The sequence below is a fragment of the Marinicella pacifica genome (assembly GCF_014636635.1).
Lineage (GTDB): Bacteria > Pseudomonadota > Gammaproteobacteria > Xanthomonadales > Marinicellaceae > Marinicella > Marinicella pacifica.
In genome coordinates this window covers 302,017-323,936 of the sequence record NZ_BMEO01000003.1, presented here as the reverse complement: position 1 = coordinate 323,936, position 21,920 = coordinate 302,017, and the positions used below count along the sequence as shown (strand labels likewise).

The 21,920-nt window shown below is 45.6% G+C and carries 19 protein-coding genes; 5 read left to right on the top strand and 14 right to left on the bottom strand.

All coding sequences use genetic code 11. The annotated features are described in order from the left end of the window. Positions 1-10 precede the first annotated feature (10 nt). On the bottom strand, positions 11-2,137 hold the full coding sequence (rlmKL, locus tag IEV16_RS05545; protein WP_188364683.1) for a bifunctional 23S rRNA (guanine(2069)-N(7))-methyltransferase RlmK/23S rRNA (guanine(2445)-N(2))-methyltransferase RlmL: 2,127 nt from the start codon (positions 2,135-2,137) through the stop codon (positions 11-13). Further along, complete coding sequence (gene purT / locus IEV16_RS05540) at positions 2,134-3,336, bottom strand: formate-dependent phosphoribosylglycinamide formyltransferase (RefSeq protein WP_188364682.1); 1,203 nt, start codon at positions 3,334-3,336, stop codon at positions 2,134-2,136. The genes rlmKL and purT overlap by 4 nt, the downstream gene beginning before the upstream one ends. Before the next feature lie 113 nt (positions 3,337-3,449). On the opposite strand from purT, the gene IEV16_RS05535 reads away from it, so the two are divergent. The 4 genes from IEV16_RS05535 (at position 3,450) to asnS (ending at position 7,705) form a co-directional block, all read left to right on the top strand. After that, positions 3,450-4,037, top strand: coding sequence for a peptidylprolyl isomerase (locus IEV16_RS05535; RefSeq protein ID WP_443093947.1), 588 nt, complete (start codon positions 3,450-3,452; stop codon positions 4,035-4,037). Next, positions 4,024-4,737 (top strand): UDP-2,3-diacylglucosamine diphosphatase, encoded by a 714-nt coding sequence (locus IEV16_RS05530; protein ID WP_188364681.1) that lies wholly within the window; start codon positions 4,024-4,026, stop codon positions 4,735-4,737. The genes IEV16_RS05535 and IEV16_RS05530 overlap by 14 nt, the downstream gene beginning before the upstream one ends. An 81-nt stretch (positions 4,738-4,818) precedes the next feature. Continuing rightward, positions 4,819-6,306 carry an aminotransferase class III-fold pyridoxal phosphate-dependent enzyme gene (locus IEV16_RS05525; RefSeq protein WP_188364680.1) on the top strand — a complete coding sequence of 496 codons (1,488 nt, stop codon included), beginning with the start codon at positions 4,819-4,821 and terminating at the stop codon, positions 6,304-6,306. A 1-nt stretch (position 6,307) separates the two neighbouring features. Beyond that, positions 6,308-7,705 carry an asparagine--tRNA ligase gene (gene asnS / locus IEV16_RS05520; RefSeq protein WP_188364679.1) on the top strand — a complete coding sequence of 466 codons (1,398 nt, stop codon included), beginning with the start codon at positions 6,308-6,310 and terminating at the stop codon, positions 7,703-7,705. A gap of 25 nt (positions 7,706-7,730) precedes the next feature. On the opposite strand, the gene IEV16_RS05515 is transcribed toward asnS, so the two are convergent. From IEV16_RS05515 to pyrE, 4 genes are all read right to left on the bottom strand, one after another. After that, entirely contained in the window at positions 7,731-8,534 is an 804-nt protein-coding gene (locus IEV16_RS05515; RefSeq protein WP_188364678.1) for a DUF1338 domain-containing protein, read from the bottom strand. 505 nt (positions 8,535-9,039) lie between these two features. Continuing rightward, entirely contained in the window at positions 9,040-10,710 is a 1,671-nt protein-coding gene (locus IEV16_RS05510) for a glutamine--tRNA ligase/YqeY domain fusion protein (protein WP_188364677.1), read from the bottom strand. A gap of 78 nt (positions 10,711-10,788) precedes the next feature. After that, the gene (locus IEV16_RS05505) at positions 10,789-11,577 is read right to left on the bottom strand and encodes a symmetrical bis(5'-nucleosyl)-tetraphosphatase (protein WP_188364676.1); all 789 of its coding nucleotides are present in this window, start codon (positions 11,575-11,577) and stop codon (positions 10,789-10,791) included. A gap of 3 nt (positions 11,578-11,580) precedes the next feature. Continuing rightward, on the bottom strand, positions 11,581-12,210 hold the full coding sequence (gene pyrE, locus IEV16_RS05500) for an orotate phosphoribosyltransferase (protein WP_188364675.1): 630 nt from the start codon (positions 12,208-12,210) through the stop codon (positions 11,581-11,583). Positions 12,211-12,309: 99 nt separating this feature from the next. On the opposite strand from pyrE, the gene IEV16_RS05495 reads away from it, so the two are divergent. Next, complete coding sequence (locus IEV16_RS05495) at positions 12,310-13,080, top strand: exodeoxyribonuclease III (protein WP_188364674.1); 771 nt, start codon at positions 12,310-12,312, stop codon at positions 13,078-13,080. A gap of 176 nt (positions 13,081-13,256) precedes the next feature. Here IEV16_RS05495 and IEV16_RS05490 read toward each other — a convergent pair whose 3' ends face one another. The 8 genes from IEV16_RS05490 to IEV16_RS05455 all read right to left on the bottom strand — a co-directional run bounded on the left by IEV16_RS05490 (position 13,257) and on the right by IEV16_RS05455 (position 21,918). Beyond that, positions 13,257-14,408 carry a toxic anion resistance protein gene (locus IEV16_RS05490; protein ID WP_188364673.1) on the bottom strand — a complete coding sequence of 384 codons (1,152 nt, stop codon included), beginning with the start codon at positions 14,406-14,408 and terminating at the stop codon, positions 13,257-13,259. A gap of 16 nt (positions 14,409-14,424) precedes the next feature. Next, positions 14,425-15,273 carry a 5-bromo-4-chloroindolyl phosphate hydrolysis family protein gene (locus tag IEV16_RS05485; protein ID WP_188364672.1) on the bottom strand — a complete coding sequence of 283 codons (849 nt, stop codon included), beginning with the start codon at positions 15,271-15,273 and terminating at the stop codon, positions 14,425-14,427. A gap of 79 nt (positions 15,274-15,352) precedes the next feature. Further along, complete coding sequence (locus tag IEV16_RS05480) at positions 15,353-16,243, bottom strand: adenylate/guanylate cyclase domain-containing protein (RefSeq protein ID WP_188364671.1); 891 nt, start codon at positions 16,241-16,243, stop codon at positions 15,353-15,355. After that, positions 16,240-18,477: a thiamine pyrophosphate-dependent enzyme gene (locus IEV16_RS05475; RefSeq protein WP_188364670.1), complete on the bottom strand. Its 2,238-nt coding sequence runs from the start codon at positions 18,475-18,477 to the stop codon at positions 16,240-16,242. The genes IEV16_RS05480 and IEV16_RS05475 overlap by 4 nt, the downstream gene beginning before the upstream one ends. Positions 18,478-18,479: 2 nt before the next feature. Beyond that, complete coding sequence (locus tag IEV16_RS05470; protein ID WP_188364669.1) at positions 18,480-19,646, bottom strand: acyl-CoA dehydrogenase family protein; 1,167 nt, start codon at positions 19,644-19,646, stop codon at positions 18,480-18,482. Positions 19,647-19,776: 130 nt separating this feature from the next. Further along, a complete protein-coding gene (locus IEV16_RS05465) occupies positions 19,777-20,259 on the bottom strand; it encodes a helix-turn-helix domain-containing protein (protein ID WP_188364668.1) in 483 nt (160 codons plus the stop codon). A 167-nt stretch (positions 20,260-20,426) separates the two neighbouring features. Further along, on the bottom strand, positions 20,427-21,122 hold the full coding sequence (locus IEV16_RS05460; RefSeq protein WP_188364667.1) for a DUF4124 domain-containing protein: 696 nt from the start codon (positions 21,120-21,122) through the stop codon (positions 20,427-20,429). 4 nt (positions 21,123-21,126) lie between these two features. Further along, positions 21,127-21,918 carry a hypothetical protein gene (locus IEV16_RS05455; protein WP_188364666.1) on the bottom strand — a complete coding sequence of 264 codons (792 nt, stop codon included), beginning with the start codon at positions 21,916-21,918 and terminating at the stop codon, positions 21,127-21,129. Positions 21,919-21,920: the final 2 nt, after the last annotated feature.

Below are 21,920 nucleotides of genomic sequence, written 5' to 3'. Positions count from 1 at the left end.
AATCGTTTCGTTAATTGTTTTTTGACGCCGGTCGAATTTTATAACACCAATGAATACCACTGCCGGCAAAGTCAGGATCCAGGCTTTGTTCTGTGATGTCTGTAATATCAAACTGCTCAATCAAGCGTTCATCCATTGAAAATTGCTTATAATTATTAGAAAAATACAGTGTACCTGTGGCCGTTAATAAAGCCATACACGCCCTAATTAAGTCGCCATGATGCTGCTGCAAAATCCAGTCCTGATCACGGGAATGAGAGTTAGAAAAGGTCGGCGGGTCGGCAATGATGATATCATAGTTATCCTGACAAGATTGTAAAAACGCCATCACATCCTGGCGAATAAAACGGTGCTGGCCTTTAATCTGGTTTAAATCAAAATTATCTTTGGCCCACTGTAAATAGGTTTTCGAGGTGTCCACACTGTCCACCCGGCTGGCACCACCCAAAGCTGCTGCCACGGATAAACTGCCGGTGTAACAAAACAGATTCAGCACCCGTTTATTTTTAGCTTCAGATTGCAGCGTTCGCCGTAACCAGCGATGGTCTAAAAACAAACCGGTGTCTAAATAAGTCTCAAAATCCACCCGATAACGCCGTCCTTGCTCGTTGACCACTTTGATGGCGGTGTCTTCTTGTTTTTGATACTGACTGTCACCGCTTTGTTTGCGCCGGGTTTTTAGATGAATCAGTTCACGCTTTGGCTGTAATACCGACTGTACTGCCAATAAAGCGTGGTTCAGATGTTTTTCGGCTTGTTTCTCAGGGATTGTTTTCGGCGGCTGGTACTCTTGCACCACCACGTGCTCGTGATAGCAATCCACCGCCACAGAATATTCAGGGATATCGGCGTCATAAAGACGGTAGCAATCAATCTGTTCACGTTCTAACCAGGCACTTAGTTTAGCCTGATTTTTCTTTAAACGATTGGCCATCATTTGGGCCGAAGCCGGTAAGGCAAAATGCTGTTTATCGGGCACTGTTAAGCGATTGGCTTTATTAATGTTCAGCAAACGTAACTGCACCGGTATGCGGCCATTAAAAAACTGATAAGCACTCTGCACTTTAAAACCCAACAACCAGGCCATGGACTCATCCGGTGTTAAGATCGCCGCTTCGGCTTCACGCACATTATTCGCCAGCCAATGCGCCAATTGACGCCAACTGGACAAATAATTCTTTTGTAACCGCACCCCGTAGGGCGGGTTGGTGATAATCAGATTATTACGCGGTGGGATTTTAAATTTATCCAGTGTTTGATAATGAAAACCAATGCGCTCACCACCGCTGATTTGACGGCTGTTTTGTTGCGCCAGCTCAATCGATTTCTTATGGTGATCAACACCAATAATCTGACCTCGATACGTGGCTGCGGCCAGTTCATGCCGTTGCCTGGCATCATCTTCCAGTTGATGCCACTGACTAACATCAAAATGCTGCCAACTGAATAAAGCATGACTTTTGTAATTTAAATTGGGTGCCAGATCGGCGGCCATCGCCCAGCCTTCTAATAATAAGGTACCTGAACCGCACATCGGATCAATGAGATGATAATGGTGTGCGGCTTTGTCCGGCCAGCCGGCTCGAATCAAAAGCGCGGCCGCTAAATTTTCTTTTAACGGCGCCAGGGTATTTTCACTGCGATAACCCCGCTGATGTAAACTGTGTCCGGTGATGTCCTGATAGAGGCTGATTTGCTGATGGCGCAGGTGGCCATAGACACTTAAATGGCCGTCTTGTTTTACCACTTTGGGGCGTTGTTCATAGAATGCAGCTAACTGATCAACCACGGCATCTTTCATGATTTGTGACGAAAAATGGGTGTTTTTCAGTGATTCACTGATGCCTGAAAAGCGCAGTGACAGGGTATCGGGAAATTGTCGGCACAAAGATCGCCATTGAATACCACTGGCCGCTTCATATAAATCGTGTTTGTTACGGCATTTGAATTCACCTAATTTGACCATTATGCGATTGGCCAAACGGCTCCACATAATAAGCCGTGGTAAATCTTGAGCGTTCATGCTGAAAAACACCCCGGCGAGGGCCTCTTTCACATCTTCACCGCCCAAATCAATGATTTCTTGTTTCAGCAACAATTCCAGTTGCTTGGGACAAGTGGCAAACGCTTCAATCATGATAAAGAGGCACTGCTGTCAATATGAATCGTGATGGCATTGACCATGTCCGTGGCTTTTTTACGGGCGGCATTCAGCGATCGGGCACTGGCTAAACACACCCCCAATCGGCGACGTCCGTTAATATCGGGTTTACCGAACAAACGCACCTGTGTACCGGTTTGACTTAAGGCCTGCTCTACTCCGCTAAAACGAATTAAATCACCCCGACCCTGACCCAGTAACGGCTTTGAAACACTCGGCTGATAATTTTTAATGGCCGGAATCGGCAACCCTAATATGGCCCGTAAATGCAGCGCAAACTGACTTAAATCCTGTGAAATCATGGTCACCATACCGGTGTCGTGCGGTCTGGGTGAAACCTCTGAAAAAATCACATCTTCACCGCGAATAAAAAACTCCACCCCAAACACACCCCAGCCACCCAAAGCCGTGGTGATTTTTTCGGACATTTCCCGCACCTTGGCTAAGGTGGTATCGGTTAAGGCTTGCGGCTGCCAGGATTCAATGTAGTCACCAGATTCCTGCAAATGACCAATGGGCTCACAAAATGACAAACCGGCCGCATGTTGAACCGTCAATTGAGTTATTTCAAAGTCATATTTAATAAAAGACTCAACAATCACTTCACCCGCCCCGGCGCGCCCGGCTTCCTGACTTAATTGCCAGGCGGCGTCCAATTGATTTAATTCACGCACGATTGACTGGCCTTTCCCTGAAGAGCTGATGACCGGTTTCACCACACAGGGTAAACCAATATCATTGACCGCCCGGCAGAATTGATCGTAGGTTTCAACAAATTGATAATCACTGGTTTCCAAGCCCAGTTCTTTGGCTGCCAGATCGCGGATTCCTTTGCGATTTAAGGTTAAATCAGCGGCCTTGGCGGAGGGCACCACTTTAAAACCCGCTGCTTCAGCTTTCACCAGTGCTTTGGTGGCAATGGCCTCAATTTCCGGCACAATTAAATCCGGTTGTTCCGCCTTAATTAATTTCGCCAATTGCAGCGCATCCAGCATATCAATCACCCGAAATTCATTCGCCACCTGCATCGCCGGTGCATTTTTATAACGATCAACGGCCACCACATACAGGCCCATGCGCTGAGCTTCAATGGTGAATTCTTTGCCCAGTTCCCCCGAGCCCAGTAACAATATTTTGACAGGTTGTTGTTGCGTGTGTGAAAAAAATTCTGACATGCTTAATTGTTAACAAAAAGCGCCCATTATAGCATTGAACCAGGGCTTCTTTTTACTGGAAAACTGCCCGGCTAAGCGGTATCATGACACTTTTTTAAAAACCAATACAGACCATGAAAAAATTGATGCTTATCATCGGCGTACTCATGAGTTGTACACTCATGGCCGAAAACACCCTGGTAAAAATGCAAACCTCAGAAGGTGATATTTACTTAAAATTGTATGACGACAAAGCACCCAAAACGGTGGCTAATTTTTTACAGTATGTAAAAGATGATTTTTATGACGGCACCATTTTTCACCGTGTTATCAGCACTTTCATGATTCAGGGCGGTGGTTTCACCGAAGATTTACAAAGAAAGCCCACCCGCAATCCAATTTATAATGAAGCGGACAATGGTCTTAAAAATGACCGCGGCACCATTGCCATGGCACGCCTGCCCGATCCTCATTCGGCCACCGCGCAGTTTTTTATCAATGTCCAGGACAATGCTGCTTTAAATTTCACCGGCAAACAAAACACCAACACCTGGGGCTATGCGGTGTTCGGTGAAGTGGTGAAAGGCATGGATGTGGTGGATGAAATTCGTTTTAAAGAAACCGGGGCTAAACCGCCCTTCCGACAAGACGCACCATTAGAAAACGTGGTTATTAAAGACATTTCGGTGATCAAAGAATTACCAGTTGATGCCGAACAGTAAAGCCCTGTTTATTGCTGACTTGCATTTATGTCAGCAACACCCTGAAATAACGGAGCGATTTGTCCGTTTTTGTCGCGAACAGGCGAGTCAGGCGGACAAACTCTATATTCTCGGTGACTTATTTGAATACTGGTTGGGCGATGATGCCATCGATGACATCGCCCAAACCGTCCAGACTGAGTTGAAACAGTTAAGTGATTCAGGCTGTCAATGTTACTTTATGGCCGGCAACCGTGATTTTTTGCTGGGTGAATCTTTTGCGGGCTCTTGTGATTTAACATTATTGCATGAACCCCATATCATCGACCTCTACGACCGACCTGCTTTACTGGTGCATGGCGATGCAGAATGCACCGATGATGTGGCCTACCAAAAAGCCAGACAGCAACTGCGCGATCCTCAATGGCAACAACAATTCCTGGCCATGCCCATCGAAAAGCGCATTGAATTTGCCCAACAAGCCCGACAACAAAGTCGCGAACACACCGGCCAGGCCGATATGGCCATTATGGATGTAAATCAAAACGCCATTCAATCACTTTTTAAACAGCACAATGTTGATTTACTGATTCACGGTCACACCCACCGGCCGGCGGTTCACCAACAGGGCGAAAACACCCGCATCGTCATGGGTGACTGGCATCATCAGACCCACTTTTTAGAAGCCACGCCAACAAATCTGCGCTTAATCAACTATTGACATTCACAGCACACGCAAGGCGTGGCATTAAAAGTGATTCATGCTAAAATGCGCCACTGTAATTTTGTATAGAGATAAAGCATGACAGTGATTGACCACTTACACACCTTAAAAGCCGCCAACGGCCAAAAGTTAACCCACGGTTTAAGTGATGATGTTTTGGCTTCTTTTATTGACAAGGATCCCAACCTCACAGAAGCCGTTAACAACGCCATGGAACAGTATGCTTTTATAAAGCAACATTATCCGGACATCATCCCTATGGACGAAGCCGATCAGGTGGCGTTTGTACAACAATCATTTGTCAATTTTTACGCCGGTGATGCGGTAAATCCCTATGTGGCGCTGGCTGCCAAAGGCCCCTGGGTTATTACCCTAAAGGGTGCCGTGTTGCATGACAATGGCGGTTACGGCATGTTGGGTGCCGGTCATGCCCCGGATTATGTGTTAAAAACCATGGCCAAACCGCATGTGATGGCCAATATTATGACGGGTAATATTTACCAGCGACGCTTTACCGATTTACTGAAAAAGGAAATCGGTATTCATCGTGAACAGTGCCCTTACAGCCGATTTATCTGTATGAATTCAGGTTCGGAGGCGGTCACAGTGGCTTCACGCATATCTGATGTCAACGCCAAAAACCTCACCGGGCAAAAAGGTGAGCATTACGGCAAAACCATAAAAATAATGGCATTGGAAGGCGCTTTCCACGGTCGCACCGATCGGCCCGCTCAGTATTCAGACTCTTCACTAAAATCTTACAAGAAAAATCTGGCTTCGTTTCAGGGCCGTAATAACTTAATCACAGTGCCCATCAACGATGTGGATGCCTTGATCCAGGCCTTTGACCAAGCCGCCCAAAACAATGAGTTTATTGAATCCCTGTTTATGGAACCGGTGATGGGCGAGGGTAATCCCGGCGTGGCATTGACACCTGAATTTTATGCCAAAGCCAGAGAGCTGACCGAAGCACACGGTAGTTTATTATTGATTGATTCTATTCAGGCCGGTTTACGGGCCCAAGGCTGCTTATCCATTTGTGATTATCCTGGTTTTGAGGATTTACCCGCACCGGATATGGAAACCTATTCTAAAGCGATGAATGCCGGTCACTACCCCTTGTCAGTACTGGCCATGAACGAAAAAGCGGCCTCTTTGTACGTGGTGGGTATTTATGGCAACACCATGACCGCCAATCCTAAAGCCCTGGATGTGGCTTATGAAGTGATTAAACACATGACCCCGGAAATCAAACAGAATATCCGTGATATGGGTCAATTATTTTTACAAAAACTCAACGCCCTTAAAGACAAACTGGATGGCGAAATTACCGCGGTACAGGGCACCGGTTTGCTGTTTTCCTGTGAACTCAGTGATGAATTTAAAGCCTACGGGGCCGGTAGCATCGAAGAGTATATGCGCTATCAGGGTGTTGGTGTGATTCACGGCGGTGAGAATTCTCTGCGTTTTACGCCACACTTTAAAATCACCGAAGCCGAAGTGGATTTAATTGTTGATGCTGTTGAACAGGCTCTGTTAAACGGCCCCAAAAAAGTGACTGAATAATATGCAATCCCATTCCATAAAATCATTACTTAACGGTCAGGTGGATACCGGTCAAACCGTTGAAATCAAAGGCTGGATTCGCACCACCCGCGATGCCAAAGGCTTTTCTTTTTTGGTGGTCCACGATGGCTCATGTTTCGATGGCATTCAGGTGGTGGCCGATGAATCATTGCCTAACTACAGCACTGAAGTCATCAAATTATTTACCGGTTGCTCGGTTATTGTCACCGGCGAACTCACTGAATCCGGCGGCAAAGGCCAAAACCTTGAAATTAAAGCCGATAAGGTGACTGTTGTGGGCTGGGTTGAAAACCCGGACAGTTATCCGGTTCAACCCAAACGCCATACCATGGAATTCTTGCGTGAAGTGGCGCATTTACGACCCCGCACCAATACATTCAGTGCCATGATGCGGGTTCGCAACACCATGGCCCAGGCGGTGCACCAGTATTTTAATCAAAGAGGCTATCTGTGGTTGCACACCCCGATTATCACCGCCAGTGATTGTGAAGGTGCCGGTGATTTGTTTAGGGTCAGTAACCTGGATTTGCTGAACTTACCGAAAACCGATAAAGGCGACATTGATTTCAGTGAAGATTTCTTCGGTAAAGAAACTTATCTCACCGTATCCGGCCAACTCAACGCCGAAACTTATGCCTGTGCCTTAAGCAAAGTCTATACATTCGGCCCGACTTTCCGCGCTGAAAATTCCCACACCCAGCGACACCTCGCTGAATTCTGGATGATAGAACCGGAAGTGGCTTTTGCTGATTTAAATGACATGGCTGCGCTGGCTGAAGATTTTTTAAAATATTTAGTTAAACAAGTGCTCGACAATAATGCCGATGACATGCAGTTTTTCAATCAATTTGTCGATAAAGGTTGTGTCCAACGCTTAGAAACCCTTCTGGATGACAAATTTGAACAGGTTAATTATGCCGATGCCCTGAAAATTCTGGAAAAAGCCAATGTTAAGTTCGAATACCCGGTGAAATGGGGCCTCGATTTACAAACCGAACACGAACGCTATTTAACCGAAAAGCACTTCAAAAAACCGATTGTAGTCAAAAACTACCCGGAAGAAATTAAGCCTTTTTATATGCGGCTTAACGACGACAAGAAAACCGTAGCCGCCATGGATGTACTGGTGCCCGGCGTCGGTGAAATCATGGGTGGCTCACAACGTGAAGAACGCCTCGAGTACCTGTTAAATCGGATGAAAGCCCATAACTTAGACGAAGCCGAATACAAATGGTACACCGACCTCAGACGCTACGGTACCGTGCCCCACTCCGGATTTGGGGCCGGCTTTGAGCGTTTAATCAGTTATGTTACTGGCCTATCCAATGTGCGTGATGTCATTCCATTTCCGCGTACACCCGGTAACATTAAATTTTAAAGAAATATAAAAACCGGTCATAAATTTAGACCGGTTTTTTATTGTCCGTACTTTCAAAAATCTTATCCGCAGACGCGGCAATAAAGCCCTGATAAAGACGACCGTTCGATTGCGGGTAACGCTTGGCAAACTCATAAAAACAGCCCGGAATGGTGTGATCCGTGTCGCTGAATTCTACATGCACCATATCCGCCAGGGTTGAAGATTGCTCCAGTAACTGTTCCGGTGTACCTTTCACCTGACCACCTGATTCATTTAACTGAAAACCTTGATCCAGGAGAAATGTATTTAACATTTCAATCTCAAAGAAGGTCAGTAAATGGTTAATCGATACGGTAAAATGATTGGCCCGATAACCAAAAGCCGCCGTCCAGGCCGCATATTCGCTCACTTGTAATAATTGGATATAATCCGCAAAGGACAAATCCCAGGGACGACCACTGAACAAGAAATCAAGTTTGCCGGTTTTTTCAGGCGCAACTTGCGCATCCAATCCGGCCACAATAGCCTGTAAATCATCCGGCAGGGATTCAATAATCAATTGGCTGAGAAATATCTTCGGATGATTCGGGTCATCCTGATGTTCAAAGTGAACCGCGGTCAGTTTTTTAGCCGTAAATTCATAATCACCTTTGACCCGATAACCCAGGGTTTCAATCAGCGGAATCAGTGCCTTCAATCCAAGTTTATCGGTACCAAAAGTCCGCAAAGCCACATGATCATTCACCGGCTGCTCACCCCGCTCAGCCAGCAACTGATGAATCGCCGCCGCCTGCGGTGTAATCGCCATATACTGCTGCCACAACGCCTCAAAAAATTGATTAACCATCCTATTTGAAATACTAAATGTAAAACAACAGTGTAGTTTTACATTTTAGAGTAAGACACCTAATTTAACGGTTCTTCGTATTAAATTGTGTCGGTTAAAAGCAAAAATACTTTAAAAAAACGAATAATAAATTTAACCACAAAGGGCACGAAGAATGCACAAAGTTCACAAAGGTATAATAATTAAATATTCGACTTTATGTCCTTTGTGAAGAACTTTGCGACCTTTGTGGTTATAAAAAATATTACCGCAGAGGCCTCAGAGCTAAGTCACTGGTACAAAGCATCATACCGCCTCGGAGAAAGCCGGTAACCAGTGTTTTTTGGAATAATCTTGCACAACTCAAGTTAAATAAAAGGCTTAACCACAAAGAACACACAGAGTTCACAAAGATAAAATAATTAAACATTTAACGCTGTGCCCTTTGTGAAAACCTTTGTGTACTCTGTGGTTATAAAATCAGCATTAAAACAGATTAATATCAGGTGTATAGTTCAGCATCCATCTACTGACTATTTTCCTCTAATTTCGCCCAGGAGTCGCGCATGGTGACGACCTGGTTGAAAACCGGTTGGTCGGTTTCGTGGGTTTTGTCGCGTTTGAAGTAGGCGTTGCGTTCGAACTGATAGACAACATCCTGATCGGCTTCAAGTAAATACGGTTCCACCAGAGCATCTTTGAGGATGGTTAATGAATCAGGGTTGATGGCATCCAGAAAGTTATCCAAACTGGCCGGTTTAGGGTGATTAAACAGGCGGTCGTATAGACGCACTTCAATGTTTTTGGCATGTTTTGCAGAAACCCAGTGGATGGTGCCTTTGACTTTGCGGCCGTCAGCGGTGCCGCCGCGGCTTTCGGGGTCATAGGTACAGCGCAGTTCCACCACCTCGCCCTGCTCGTTTTTAATGGCCTTTTGGCAGGTGATGTAATAAGCATGGCGCAAGCGCACTTCGCGGCCTTCGGTGAGGCGGAAGAATTTGCGGTTGGCGTTTTCTTTGTAGTCACTTTGTTCTACATAGATTTCTCGGCCAAAGGGAATTTCATGCTCACCAAAGCTGTCATCCTGGGGATGGTTGGCGCCGGTGAGGATTTCCTCTTTGTCTTCGGGGTAATTTTCAATCACCACTTTTAAGGGTCTGAGGACACCCATAACCCGCGGTGCGACTTTATTGAGGTGACTTCTTAAGGTGTCTTCCAAAACGGTCATGGAAATCACCGATTCACTTTTACTGACACCGACGCGTTTAATAAATTCACGGATGGCGGCCGGTGGATAGCCACGGCGTCGCATACCGGATAAGGTACTCATACGGGGATCGTCCCAACCGTCCACCACATTATTTTCAACCAATTGATTCAACTTTCTTTTTGAGGTGATGGTAAAGGATAAGTTCAGCCGTGAAAATTCAATTTGTTGCGGATGGTTCGGAATACTGATGTTGTCCAGGTACCAGTCATACAAGGGCCGATGGTCTTCAAATTCCAGGGTGCACAATGAATGGGTGATACCCTCAATGGCATCTGAAATACCATGGGTAAAATCATACATCGGATAAATACACCAGGTGTCGCCGGTGTGGATATGATGCAGACGTCGAATGCGGTAAATCACCGGGTCACGCATATTAATATTACCGGATGTCATATCTATTTTAGCGCGCAGGACTTTACTGCCGTCGTCAAACTCACCGGCTTTCATACGTTTAAATAAATCCAGGTTTTCTTCAACGCTGCGCTCACGGTACGGGCTGTTTTTACCCGGGGTATTAAAATCACCGCGGTTTTCCCGGATTTCTTCTATCGACTGATCATCCACATAGGCCAGACCTTTGTTAATTAATTCAATGGCAAAGTCATACAATTGTTGAAAATAATCAGAGGCATTGTATTCATGTGTCTGCCAGTCAAAACCCAGCCAACGCACATCCTCTTTAATGGACTGGGCGTATTCGGCGCTTTCTTTTTCAGGATTGGTATCATCAAATCGCAAATGGCAGGTGCCGTTGTAATCGGCAGCCACCCCAAAATTCAGGCAAATGGATTTGGCATGGCCAATGTGTAAATAACCATTGGGTTCAGGCGGAAAACGGGTCACCACAGCGGTGTGTTTACCACTGGTTAGGTCGGCATCAATGATTTGGGTAATAAAATTTTCGGTTACGTATTTATCGGTCATGGAAAAATTAATTATTAGACGAGAGTTATGGGGGTATTGTGGCAGTTATGGATAAAAAAATCGACCTTTTGTTACGCCTTATTGGACCTGAAAAACTGCCTGATCATCCAAACGAACCGCGGTGAGCGCCCCGCCCCACACACACCCGCTGTCAAGCGCGTTGATTTTACCCTGCTGATAAAATCCCAGCGTTGACCAGTGACCAAAGAAGATAGGTTTGGGTAATTCTGATTGATTTAGATAGCTAAACCAGGGTTTTAGGTTAGGCTTGTCGCTGGTGGCCATCTTTTCTTTAAAATCAAGGTTCCCCTCAGCATCCACAAAGCGCATGCGGGTACAGCTGTTGATGATAAATCGCCATCTGGCCATTTTGTCCAAACCATCGTCATAGCGCTTTGGTGTATCACCGTACATTTTTTTCAGGTATTTTTCCGTTTTACGGGTTAATTTTTTACTTGCCCACAGGCTTTTTTGTAGAAATTCTGCAAGCGACCACCAGGGATAAACCCCGGCATGGGTTAACAATGCATTGGGTAAGTCAATGGCCAACGGGCTGTGTAATAACCAGCTCAACAACAAGTCACAATCTGTGGCTGCAAAAATAGCCGCAAATTCGGCATTTTTTTGGCGCTTAAGCGGAAAATAATAACGGTACAGCAAACTTAAGTCATGGTTACCCAAAACCGTCTGACAATTGGCCTGACGGGCATAGACCCAACGCAACACTGCCAGCGACTGACCACCGCGATTGACCAGATCACCCAAAAAATACAGTCGGTCACAATCGGGATTAAAATTAATCTTTTTGCGCAGGGCCATCAGCGCGTCATAACAGCCCTGTACGTCGCCAATCACATAATCAGCCATGATTTAACAACCGTAGCGTTGGCGGTAATCGGCCACCCGCCGGGCATCGCCACTGTCATCAGGTAACATGGCCATTAAATCGTCCAGCCCGGCTATGGCGGTGGTTTTCAGCTTAAATTGTTGCTGTAATTCCTGCATGGCGGACAGTGCCTGCTGGCCCTTTTCCTGACGATCGAGTAACACCGCGACACCCACGGCTTGGGCACCAGATTGATTGATTAATTCGATTGAATGTCGCACCGAAGTGCCGGCTGACACCACATCATCGACAATTAAAATGCGGCCTTTCAAAGTAGCGCCCATGACTTGCCCCCCTTCGCCATGGTCTTTGATTTCTTTACGATCAAAAGTCACCGGCAAATTTCGGCCATAACGCTGTTGATAGGCGATTGCCAGTGTGGTGGCCAAAGGAATGCCTTTATACGCCGGACCAAAAAGACCATCAAACACAATACCGCTTTGTTCAAGGGTTTGCGCCAGATAATCACCCACCAGATGAAGAGAGCGGCCATCGTCAAACAAGCCGGCATTGAAAAAATACGGGCTGATACGGCCCGATTTAAGGGTAAATTCACCGAGTTTCAGGACATTTTTTTCGATGGCTAATTGTAAAAACTGGTGGGCTATGGACATTTGATGATTATGCGTATGAAAAGTAACATCATCTAAAAATAGCCCCTTAATTGCAAGCTTTTTGGGCAATGTTATAATCGGCCATTTTTTGGCTTTCTTATGAAAATTATTACCCTCAATGCCAATGGAATCCGCGCGGCTGAACGTAAAGGCCTGTTTCCCTGGCTCAGCCATCAACAAGCTGATTTTGTATGTATTCAGGAAACTAAAGCCCAGTTACATCAATTACCACCGGCACAATTTATGCCACAGGGTTATCACTATTTCCAGGCCGATGCGGAGAAAAAAGGTTATTCCGGCGTGGCGATTTTATCCCGGCATCAACCCTTAACAGTCGAATACGGGTTGGGATTCGATGAATTTGACCGCGAAGGTCGATGGCTATCGGTTGAAATGTCCCATCTGATCGTCGCCAGTTTATATATACCTTCGGGATCTTCGAAAGACAGCCGGCAAGCGTTTAAATATATCTGTATGGACCATATCGAAGCCAAAATCCGGCAACTGAATCAACAAACCAAGCCTTTTATTATCTGTGCCGACTGGAACATCGCACACAAGAAAATTGATATCAAGAACTGGAAAGCCAATCAGAAAAATTCAGGTTTTTTGCCCGAAGAGCGTGCCTGGATATCCAAATTACTGAATGAACATCAACTGACTGATACCTTTCGAGAAGTCAATCAGGAAGAACATCAATATTCCTGGTGGTCTAATCGCGGTCAGGCCTGGCAAAACAACACCGGCTGGCGACTGGATTATCACTTAAGCTCGCCTCACTTTAAAAACAAGGTCCTCGGTGCGGATATCTATAAAGAAGAACGCTTTTCAGACCATGCGCCCGTGATTATTGATTATCAATCTAATTGATTCGAATTGAAAAAGGGTAACCACAGAGGTCGCTGAGGAAGCACAAAGGACACCAAGAAGACACAAAGTTCACAAATATAAATTATATAATCAACTTTGTGTGCTTTGTGAAAACCTTTGCGCACTTTGTGGTAAAAAAATAATTCACCACAAAGGCACAGAGGATAATTGGATTGTTATTCTTTGGTATCGTCTTGTATTTCGGCGTAGCGGGCTTTGGCAGTGAGCAGCGCTTCGCGTAACTGGCTTTCGGTTTTTTGCAGCTCCACAACCGCCGCCTCACGTTTGGCCTTACCGGCTTCGGCAATTTGTAAACTGTCGTCAATGGTAGCAATCAGTTTCTGGTTCGCTTCTTTCACCACTTCAATATCAAACACACCCCGCTCCATCTGCTCGCGCACTTTGCGGTTGGCAATGCGCAAGTTTTCGGCATTGGCTGCCAGCATTTCGTTGGTGAGATCGGTGGCATCTTTTAAGGTATCGGCGGCCTGCTCAGAACGCCAGATGGTGACCGTTTGGGCCAGTTGTTGTCGCCACAAAGGAATGGTGTTGGCTATGGTGGAGTTAATTTTATTAATCAGGCCTTTGTCATTTTCTTGCACCAGACGAATACTGGGTAAGCTTTGTAAGGTGACCTGACGGGTTAATCGCAGATCATGCACGCGCCGCTCAAGGTCAGCCGTGGCAGAGCGGATGTCCCTTAGTTTTTGGGCCGCCAGCATATCATCGGTGTTTTCGGCTTCTTTTTCCATTTGCGGAATCACTTCATCATGCAACTGGCGCAGTTTTTCTTCACCGGCACGGATATAATCTTCAAGATTATGAAAATACTCCAGATTGGCCACATACAGACGGTCTAAGCTGGTGATGTCTTTGAGCAAGGTGGTTTTATGCGATTCTAACTTTTGGGTGATTTTTTCAATTTGATTTTTCACCTCTTCATATTTTTGCAAAAACTTCGCAAGTGGTTTGGCTTTGCCGAATAGTCGCGCAAAAAAACCAGGCTTTTTATTCGGATCCAATTCATCCACGTCAAAGCCGCGAATGGTGGCAACCATTTCATTAAGGGCTTCACCTGAACGCCCTAAATCCTTGTTTTTCACCCCTTCCAGCATTTTATCGGAAATGTCGGTAACCTTTTCCTGGGCTTTGGTGCCAAAGAATATAATCGAATTGGCATCGGCGATGTTTATTTCTGACATCAGTTCATCAATACGTTGCTGTTCCTCGCTGTCCGCATCCCGATAGGACACCATTTCAGTGGTGACGCCGGGAACGGTTTCCTGCAGCGCGGCTGTGTCAAGTTTGGTTTTGGTTTCGTCTGTCATAATTTCCTCGGTTTTATTAATTAATGCCTTGTTTTTCTAAAAGGGTGTTTAATACTTCAATATCCACGTCTAAATCAAACACATCATCTTCGATGAGTTTTTGTTGCTGTTCGGCAAATACGTTCACAATATTCTGCAGAACATTTTTGAAGTTTTCGTCCAGCTGATTATTATCCACCTGTTTGTGTGTTTTTGCATAGCGTTCAATGACACTTTCAGTGGCGTCTAAATAAGAATGTAAAAACCGCCGTGCTTTGGGGATTTTTTCCGGCTTTTCCACCAGGGTTTCAACCACATTGCGTGCCAGGCGCACAATATCGTGCAGATACCCTTTGAGAAACCGGTTATCGATACTTTTTTCAGCCTGTTCAATGTTGACAATGGATTGTTCACTGATGGCCAAGATGGTCTGGCTGTCTTTATCTTTGACCTCATCAAAAGCCGAACCGCCGACCGCATCCAGACCATACCACAGCCAGCTGCCCACTGTTGCGGCAACGCCGTGTCCGATGGCCGACAGCAAACCCAGTCCGGCCACCAGAAAGGCACCGGCAAAGGCAGAGGCGCCGAGAGATAATGAGGCCAGAAACATCAAGGGAAAAGGCTGCTGCAGGGTGTATTTGCGTTTTTGGAAATGGTGCTTATTTTTTCGCCCCTTGGACATCCAGACGGCACTGAGCAAGACACCGAAAAAACAACCAAAGCTTATTAAAAACAACCACAAATGACCACTGATCAGTTGCCATAAGGCGGCAAACAAAAAAGGCAGGCTGTAAAAATACAGCAGCCAGGCCGTGGCCTGAAATTCAAGCAGGGTTTTTTTTGCCCGTTCTCTGTATTTAACCGGTCGTTGTCTGTCGCTCATCAAAACATCCTCAATGCCAGATAAAACAAACTCAGCGTTAAAAGCCCGAATCCGGCCATTTTTTTAATCAATTCAAGCATTATTTGGTCACCTTATAGTGGAGTAATTTATGTTGATCGGTAAAATCCATTTGTCCAAAAGCTATCCAGCCTTCACCTTGTAAAACAAAACTGTCGCGGTGAATGCGCACCGGCGTGGTGTTTTTTTGTTGCACCCAACTGCCGTTGGTGCTGTTGTCTGTGTATTTAAAATTGCCGCCTTTAAAATCGAACTCACCGTGGTAACGAGAGGTACGCAACAGTTTAACCTGAATATCACAATCATCCGCCCGGCCTATCGTTAGGTGCGGGTTATTATGGTTCATGCGGTATTGCTTGCCGTTTAAATTCATGCGTAAATCAGCCTGTTCAAAAGGTAATTTAATGTCGAGCGTGGACGTCACCCGGGTTAATTTACTTTTATCCTGCTGCCACAGGATTTCCACCACCTCAATGGCTTTGGCCTTGCCTTTAATGTCCACTGCACCCAATGAACGAAACATCGGCAATTCACCGGTTTTTGCGCGTTTAAAGGTGGTTTGGTTGGTAATAATTTGGTGTTTTTTGGCAAACGATGTCATCCGTGCCGCCACATTGACCGCATCGCCGAACACATCATCCTCTTCGATAATGACTTCACCACAATGTAAGCCAATGCGGATGTGGATTTCCGGTTGATGCGATTCTTTAGGACGGTTTACCAACCTGTTTTGCATTAATATGGCGGCATCTATGGCGGCATCGACCTGTGAAAAAGTACACATGATTTCATCACCAATGGTTTTAACCAGATGGCCGCGACAATGATGAACGTCTTCAAGTAACGCATTTAAAGTGTCGGCAATCAGGCCGCGCGCAACATCGTCACCGTATTGATCAAACAAGGCGGTGCTGTCTGCCACATCAGCAAATAAAATACACAGTTCTGTCAACGAATCTCCTGTAATTGTAATAATTCCCGGTACACTGAATCCACATTGGGCAACACCAGTCCCGCGGCATCTGCCAACGGTGTGAAACAATCGCTACCGGTTAATAAACGGAGGTGTTTTGGTTTTTTGGCTTGGGTCGCCAAAACAGTTATCACCCCTTCACCGACACAGGCTGAACGTCTGCCCTCGTCCACAATTAAGATTTTATCAAATTCGCCGGCAATTTGCTTGATTGCTTTTTCATTTAATGGTTGCAGCCACCTTAAATCCAACACCCTGGCTTGAGTTTGATGGGTTTGTGCCAGTCTTTTGGCCGCTTTGAGGCTTAATAAAACCCCATTACCATAAGTGATAATGAGCATATCTTTGGCGTTGCCGTGATAAACACGCGGTTGTCCCAGTGGGGTGTAATGGCCCGGCTCGGGATAAGCGGTGTTCCACAAACCATCGCCCTCCTCATAAAGATCTTTTTGCATGTACAAGGCAATCGGTTCGATAAATATCGACACCCGTTTATTAACCTGCGACAAGGCGGTCAGGGTGCGCATCATGGTTACCGCATCGTCACCGCGCGATGGGCAAGCGACAATTAAACCCGGAATATCGCGCAAGGCAGCAATGGAATTGTCATTATGAAAATGCCCGCCAAAACCTTTTTGATAGCCAAGTCCGGGAATTCTAATCACCATGGGGTTGGCAAACTGACCATTGGAGAAAAATTGCAAACTGGCGGCTTCACCGCGAATTTGGTCACAGGCATTGTGAAAATAAGCCAGATACTGAATTTCAGGTACCGGTAATAAACCAAGTGTTGCATAACCCTGAGCCAGACCCAAAATAGTTTGTTCATCCAACAAAGTGTTAAACACCCGTTTGGCCGAAAATTGCTTAAACAGGTTTTTGGTAACTGTATATACGCCCCCTTTTTGAGCCACATCTTCACCGAACAGAATCATGTGTGGATAAGCCAGCATCAGATCCTGCAACCCCCGGTTGATCTGAATGGCCATGTGTTTGGGTGACTGGTTTTCAGGTAATAACTTTTGACTGCCAAAATAAGCCAGGCGTTTTTCTTTGTTGTGGTGACCCGCTTGCCGGTAAACCTTGTCTTCATCCAGTGGTACCAGCGGTGCAATCACCTCAGCCAGTGTGGTGATTTTTTTGCGTCCATGGGCCTGTTCGGCTTTGGCCATACACTCATCATAAATTTGATGATAAAAATCAATTATTTCACCGGGTTTTTTAATGCCATGATTAATCAGGCTGGCCGCAGTATTTAATAACGGATCTTTGGCCTCATCTGCCAGCAAATCGGTCATTTTACGGTAATCCACTTCAAAATCAGTGCCCGCATGTCCCATTAATCGGGTGGTTTTTAAATGCAAAAACACCGGCTTGCGTTCCTGACGACAAAAATCCACGGCCCTTTTGACTTGCAAATAACCGGTTTCAATATCCAGCCCGTCAGCGGCAAAATACTGCAAACCGGGTCTGAATTTAAACCCATCGGCAATCCAGTTTTCAGGGGTTTTTACGGAAATACCGATGCCGTTGTCTTCACATACAAACAAAACCGGTGTTTTGAGCCCCTGAAAAGCGGCCCAGGAGGCGGCATTAAACGCCCCTTGAGCGGTGGAATGGTTGGCACTGGCATCACCGAAATTGCACAGCACAATGGCATCATCGGGAATCGGCATAGATGCCTGTAACCGCTGGGTGAGCTCCACCCCCAGGGCACAACCCACCGCCTTGGGCAAGTGGCTGGCTATGGTGCTGGTTTGCGGAATCACCCACAAAGGTTTTGACCCCCACACTTTATGGCGTCCCCCTGAGGCAGGGTCTTCCGCGGCTGCTGCAAAGGACAGACAAGTGTCCCAGATTGGATCAATGCCCGGTACATGCCGGGAACGTTCCATCATCAAACCGCCACTGCGGTAATGCAAAAAGGCCGGATCCGTGTGTCGCACCAGACGACCCAACATGACATTGCCTTCGTGTCCTGAAGAACCAATGGTGTAAAACACTTTATTGGACAGTTTCAATACCCGCGCCATCAGATCAAGTTGTCGTGAGCGCACTTGCGACTCAAACAAATCCCATAATGTCTGACTGTCTAAACCACTGACGGATAATGTGTTTTTGGGCTCAATTGCTTGATAATTTTGAACAAAATCAATAAAATTTTGATTAACCACTTCAGCACGGTTAATCTTCTTAGCGCCTGCGTTGGTCATGACTAAAACGCGTTTTTACCGGTCAGTTCACGGCCCACCACCAACTGGTGAATGGTTTCAGTGCCCTCATAGGTAATCACACTTTCTAAATTAAGCATATGGCGAATGGCCACGTGTTCAGTGGTGATTCCGGCACCACCCAACATATCCCGGCATTCACGGGCAATGTCCAGTGCCATACGAACATTATTCCATTTTGCCAGAGAAATCTGGGTCGGTTGAATCTGATTGCTGTCTTTTAACTGGCCTAATCGGTAAGCCAGTAATTGTGCTGTGGTGATGCGTCTGGCCATATCCGCCAGTTTTTGCTGAATGATTTGGTTACAATCCAGACTGCGATCAAACAACACCCGCTCAGCGGTGTAATTCAGGACTTCCTGTAAACAGGCCTGAGCTGCACCGATGGGACCAAAGGAAATCCCAAAACGGGCATTGGATAAGCAGCTCAAAGGACCTTTGAGCCCTTTAACTTTAGGTAAGCGGTTACTGTCGGGAACCCGTACATCATCAAAAAACAAGGCCGATGTCACCGAGGCCCGTAACGACATTTTGCGGGTAATTAGTTCGGTATCAAATCCCGGCATATCCTTTTCAATGATAAAGCCCTGAATACCGTCATCGGTTTGCGCCCAGACAATCGCAATATCCGCCACGGAACCATTGGTAATCCACATTTTTGAGCCATTGATAATCCAGTCATCACCATCTTTCTTGGCGCGGGTTTTCATCGATGCAGGATCCGAGCCCGCATGAGCCTCGGTGAGACCGAAACAACCGATCACTTCACCTTTTGCCATTGGCGGCAGCCAGCGCTGCTTTTGCGCTTCTGAACCAAAGGCATCAATTGGAAACATGCACAAAGAACTTTGTACCGAAGCAAAGCTGCGTAAACCGCTGTCACCGCGTTCCAGCTCCTGACAGATGAGTCCATAAGACATGTAATCCAGCCCGGCACAATCATAACCCTGAATAGTGCTGCCGAATAAACCTAAATCCGCCATTTCAGGCACCAGCTCCATTGGAAAGGTGTGGGCTTCAAAGTGCTCAGCCACCAGCGGTAAAAAACGCTCATCCACCCAGCGGCCAATGGATTCTTTGACCATGCGCTGTTCATCATTAAGCATGGCATTCACATCAAATAAATCAAGTTTATCGAGTTCTCTGGACATGTCTGACCTTATATTTTAAAAAAGACAACATTTTACTTGAGCCGTGGTAAGAGTGACAGCTTAAAGTCTCTTAAAAGCAAAATATCAATCAGGCCGGGTTTTTTGTGGTATTGTTTTTAGGATTATGCGATTATAAACATTTAAAAAAAGGGGATTCTATGCCATATCCGTTCTTGTCTGCCCGAGGTTTTACGGTATTTGTGCTTGTGTGTTTACTGGCAACCCTTAATTGCTTATATAAAGTACCGCCTGCTTTCTTGTCAGCATAAATAAGCTGGTATATCGTTTCATGATGCAATGAGACACCGTTGTTCTTTTTAAGATAAATGGTGATTTGTTCCGGGCTCAAGTCATGATATAGAAGTGTGATAATCCAATGTTTAACTTGCTCTGTTATTTTAATGGCTTTATGGGCGTTCTTACGACGGTTTTCAGTCATTCGTTGGGCTTGCTTCGGCCGGTAATTCTTTTTGCCAGTATTGCGGGATATCTCACGAGAAATAGTCGAAGGTGATCGGCCAAGCTCTTTGGCTATAATCTTTTGCTTAAAACCCATTTTCTTTAGTCTGTAAATCTGATATCGTTCTAATTCGGTTAACTGTTTATAGCTCATATTGCATTTTCCTTTTGATGAGAAAAATCAGTAACTATATCAGTTAACCGACCTTCTCAGGAAATTGCACTTATTATCCGAATTCAGGGAATCTTTATTTTAGATGGAACACGTGAAAACCGGGTGAAAAAATCACCCGGCCGTGGTCGTTATTAATTAACGGACGCTTAATGTGGCTCTTGATTTGTGTTAGCCGGATCCGTCTGTGGATTATTTTCAATCGGCTCTATGCTTTTGGTTTGACCGCTGTAATACAGATATTTGGCCAGTTCGTCATTGTATTTATCTTCGGTTTCTTTAATTTCATGGGTTTTGTCGACGATAAACTGCTGTTGATTTTTAATTTGTTCGCGGCTTTTTTCAATTTGAGTGGTGAAGGCTTCTGAAACCATTCCGCCACTGCGTTCTTTGTCCGCCGCACGTTTAAGCAGGTCTTCTAAATTGCGTTTTTGTATAATCAGGTTTTCTTCAGCCAATTCGATGTTGCGCTCAAGGGCCTCGATGCGTTCACGTTTGAGGCGGGTAATCTGATCGGCATTGCTATAAGATTTAAGCAATTTGTTGCGTTCGGCTTGTTGTTGTTTTTTTAACATTGCCAGTTGTTCAGCTTCCCGTTTTTGCCGCGCCAGCGCTTCGGCTTTTTGTTTTTTTTCTTCTTCAGTCAGTGCCCTGTCCACTGAATCCTTGACCACGCCGGCTTGATTCAATTCCTGACGGGCCTGATCATTGTATTCAGGCGGCACCTTGTCGCTGTAATGAACCTTACCGTCTTCATCCACCCATTTGTATAATTTGGCAGATAATGCGCCGTGAAAAATAATTAATAAGACTAAACATAAAATTCGGGTATTCAAATAATTCATTTCGCTATCCTATGGTAAATATCACAATAAATGCCACCAACACCAACCACACCATTAACATGCGTTTAAGCACCGATAAGGTGGTGTTTCGGACTGTTTGCGGATTATCAGACTGATAATCCTCAATTTCACAATTCTCGACCGCAAAGTCCATGGCTTCATAAAGCAGGGAACGGTGTTGCCAATACCAATTCTGACGTTTTAAATAACGCTTGCAGTGGCGCCATATGCGGTCAAAGTCACTGGCCACCAGTAATGACAGCGTCATCAGCCAGATCACCGGATAAGACAATAAAGCATAAAGTGCTTTTGACAAGCCGGCATCTGTGAAGTTCTTATGCTGTTGGCTGTGTATCGTTAAACGACTTAACATAGCCCCCGCTGCACCCAGCACAACAAACCAGAAGATAATCAAAAACCAACGCCGTATGGCTTCATCCGTCAGTTTAACCACCAACCATTGCATATCATCAGATTCACTTTCTTCAGCGGTCAGCATTTTTTTGGCATCAATCTCCAGTTGTTGGGGGCCGAGACAATAATACAAAACCACACAATTGAGTATCAAATACCACAACTGATGATCGTGCCGCTGTTGCAGAAAATGTGAAATAATAGCCACCATCAACACCGGCAACATCAGTAAAACAAAGGCTTTCAGCCAGTCGGGTTTGAGCCATGATTGTTTTTGAGTAAAATTAAGCATCGCTGACCACCAGCCAAAAGACTGTAAAATTTTCGGCTTACCCAGCCAGTGAAAAACACCAAAAGCAATCAATATCGCCAACAAATTCATAC

Excerpts from the sequence above, each read along its gene's own strand:
- IEV16_RS05530 (WP_188364681.1), top strand. The coding sequence starts at position 4,024 with ATGCCGAACAGTAAAGCCCTGTTTATTGCTGACTTGCATTTATGTCAG.
- purT (WP_188364682.1), bottom strand. The coding sequence starts at position 3,336 with ATGTCAGAATTTTTTTCACACACGCAACAACAACCTGTCAAAATATTG.
- asnS (WP_188364679.1), top strand. The coding sequence starts at position 6,308 with ATGCAATCCCATTCCATAAAATCATTACTTAACGGTCAGGTGGATACC.
- IEV16_RS05470 (WP_188364669.1), bottom strand. The coding sequence starts at position 19,646 with ATGTCCAGAGAACTCGATAAACTTGATTTATTTGATGTGAATGCCATG.
- IEV16_RS05535 (WP_443093947.1), top strand. The coding sequence starts at position 3,450 with ATGAAAAAATTGATGCTTATCATCGGCGTACTCATGAGTTGTACACTC.
- pyrE (WP_188364675.1), bottom strand. The coding sequence starts at position 12,210 with ATGTCCATAGCCCACCAGTTTTTACAATTAGCCATCGAAAAAAATGTC.
- IEV16_RS05490 (WP_188364673.1), bottom strand. The coding sequence starts at position 14,408 with ATGACAGACGAAACCAAAACCAAACTTGACACAGCCGCGCTGCAGGAA.
- IEV16_RS05485 (WP_188364672.1), bottom strand. The coding sequence starts at position 15,273 with ATGAGCGACAGACAACGACCGGTTAAATACAGAGAACGGGCAAAAAAA.
- IEV16_RS05515 (WP_188364678.1), bottom strand. The coding sequence starts at position 8,534 with ATGGTTAATCAATTTTTTGAGGCGTTGTGGCAGCAGTATATGGCGATT.
- IEV16_RS05495 (WP_188364674.1), top strand. The coding sequence starts at position 12,310 with ATGAAAATTATTACCCTCAATGCCAATGGAATCCGCGCGGCTGAACGT.
- IEV16_RS05465 (WP_188364668.1), bottom strand. The coding sequence starts at position 20,259 with ATGAGCTATAAACAGTTAACCGAATTAGAACGATATCAGATTTACAGA.
- IEV16_RS05510 (WP_188364677.1), bottom strand. The coding sequence starts at position 10,710 with ATGACCGATAAATACGTAACCGAAAATTTTATTACCCAAATCATTGAT.
- IEV16_RS05505 (WP_188364676.1), bottom strand. The coding sequence starts at position 11,577 with ATGGCTGATTATGTGATTGGCGACGTACAGGGCTGTTATGACGCGCTG.
- IEV16_RS05460 (WP_188364667.1), bottom strand. The coding sequence starts at position 21,122 with ATGAATTATTTGAATACCCGAATTTTATGTTTAGTCTTATTAATTATT.
- IEV16_RS05475 (WP_188364670.1), bottom strand. The coding sequence starts at position 18,477 with ATGACCAACGCAGGCGCTAAGAAGATTAACCGTGCTGAAGTGGTTAAT.
- rlmKL (WP_188364683.1), bottom strand. The coding sequence starts at position 2,137 with ATGATTGAAGCGTTTGCCACTTGTCCCAAGCAACTGGAATTGTTGCTG.
- IEV16_RS05525 (WP_188364680.1), top strand. The coding sequence starts at position 4,819 with ATGACAGTGATTGACCACTTACACACCTTAAAAGCCGCCAACGGCCAA.
- IEV16_RS05455 (WP_188364666.1), bottom strand. The coding sequence starts at position 21,918 with ATGAATTTGTTGGCGATATTGATTGCTTTTGGTGTTTTTCACTGGCTG.